This is a genomic window from uncultured Nevskia sp. (assembly GCF_903885465.1).
Classification (GTDB): Bacteria; Pseudomonadota; Gammaproteobacteria; order Nevskiales; family Nevskiaceae; genus Nevskia.
The window spans coordinates 1-1838 of record NZ_CAISIQ010000266.1 but is presented as its reverse complement, the minus strand read 5'-3'; the positions used below and the strand labels follow the sequence as shown (position 1 = coordinate 1838).

Here is a 1838-nt window from a genome sequence, read left to right as displayed (position 1 = left end):
CCGTAGGCTTGCAAGGCTTTTACCACGTCGTGCGAACTGGCCAGTGTCAGCTCCTCATGTGCCAGTCGTTGACCCGCGACGAGAATTTTCTGGCCCGATTCTCGGCGCTGCTGGCGGCGACGCAACCGTCCTATCTGCCCGCTCGTGATTGGCTGGCAGACGCCTATCTGGCTACGGCCTATGGCGTGACCGACGAAGGAAAGCGCGTCGAAGGCGCCCGTCAGGCGGCAAAAGAACTCAGCGATCTGATTCGACAATTTCCGGCCCTGCCTACTTCGTACGCTCGGCTTGCCGATTTGCTGGCGGCGCAACCGGAAGCCGCAACGGGGATCCCCGCAGCCGAACGGAAAACTCCGGAAGCGCTGTATGCGGAGGCGCTGCGGCGTGAACCCATGGATGTTCAAACGCGCATCAAGCTGGCCAGGCTGCTCGACAAGCGAGACCAGCACGAGTCAGCGTTCTCGCTGCTGTTCGATGACGGCATGGGTTGGTGGAAGGTCGCGGCCTTTCCGGACAGCGGCCGCAGCATGCTTCTGAAAGCGGCGATTCCGCTGGCGCTGAAACTCGGCCGCTGCAAGGACGCGATCGAGATGGCGCAGGGCTTGAGCATCTTCCTGCCCGACGATCCGCTGGCCAAGCCGATTGCCGGCTTGAGTGAGCGCCAGCCGCCCATCAGCGACGGTACCCTGGGCTGCGCCGCAGGTTGAGCCGAATCGGTCCGCCAGGTTGCATCACGCCGATACGCGCCTTACGGTTCGAGCATCGTCGTCTTGAAACCGTAGCCCGATGAGCGCCACCACTGCCTCCCTGCCAGCAGCCGAACCGAAGGCGGCAGCCAGCCCGCCGAAGACCGGCTTCGCCCAGCAGCCCGGCTATCTGTTCGGGCCGTGGATGGATTTCTTCTGCCTCGGCGGCGCCACTCTGCTGATCATTCCCTGGTTCGCCCTGCTGCCAACCGATTGGAAGGCATACGGCGACGTGCTGATCATCACCACGGCGGTCGCGCACTTCATCAACAACCCGCATTTCGCGCATTCCTACCATCTGTTCTATCGGGATTTCGGCAAGCGCGGCTTCAATGCCGAGTATCCACGCGAATGGCGTGTCCGCTATCTGATTGCCGGCGTCGCCGTGCCGCTGCTGCTGATCGGCTTTTTCCTGTGGTGCCTGGTCACCAAGAACGCGCGGGCGCTGGGCTTCAGCGTCAACCTGATGTTCTTCACGGTGGGCTGGCATTACGTGAAGCAGGGCTACGGCATGCTGATGCTGGATTCGGTGTTGAAGCGGCGCTTCTTCAAGGAAGGCGAGAAGAAGGTGCTGCTGTGGAATGCCTACGTGGTGTGGTTTCTGTCCTGGCTGCTGGCCAATGCCATTGCCTACAAGGCCGATTACTGGGGCATCTCCTATTACACCTTCGCCACGCCGCAGCCGATCCTGACCGCGATCGAAGTGATCGCCGGCCTCTCCTCGGCCGCCGTGTTGCTGATGCTCGGCCTGAAGTGGCGAGCGACCAAGCAGGTGCCGCCTTTCAACGGTCTCGTGGCTTACACCGTGGCGCTGTACCTGTGGCTGCTCTACCGCGATCCAGTGCTGACCCTGATCTTCCCGGCCATGCATTCGATCCAGTACATGGTCGTGGTCTGGCGCTACGAACTGAACGTGCAGCAGGACCGCAGCGCCGACGCGAAGTCCCCCGCGATGAGCTTCGGTCTGCACATGGCGCTGTTCTATGCGATCGCGATGGGGCTCGGGTATCTGGGTTTCTGGATGGGTCCGCAGTGGTTGTCGAAAGTGTTTCCGACGATGCTCGAAGGCGTTGGCAGTGGCGCCTTCCTGCT

The 1838-nt window shown here is 62.2% G+C and carries 1 protein-coding gene and 1 pseudogene; both read left to right on the top strand.

Annotated features, from left to right (window positions below; genetic code table 11):
- Positions 1-707 (top strand): annotated as a pseudogene (locus QZY06_RS09960) (hypothetical protein); the annotation flags it as partial.
- Positions 708-786: 79 nt separating this feature from the next.
- Positions 787-1838: hypothetical protein (locus QZY06_RS09955; RefSeq protein ID WP_295683566.1), on the top strand; the 1052-nt coding region annotated here is incomplete at its 3' end.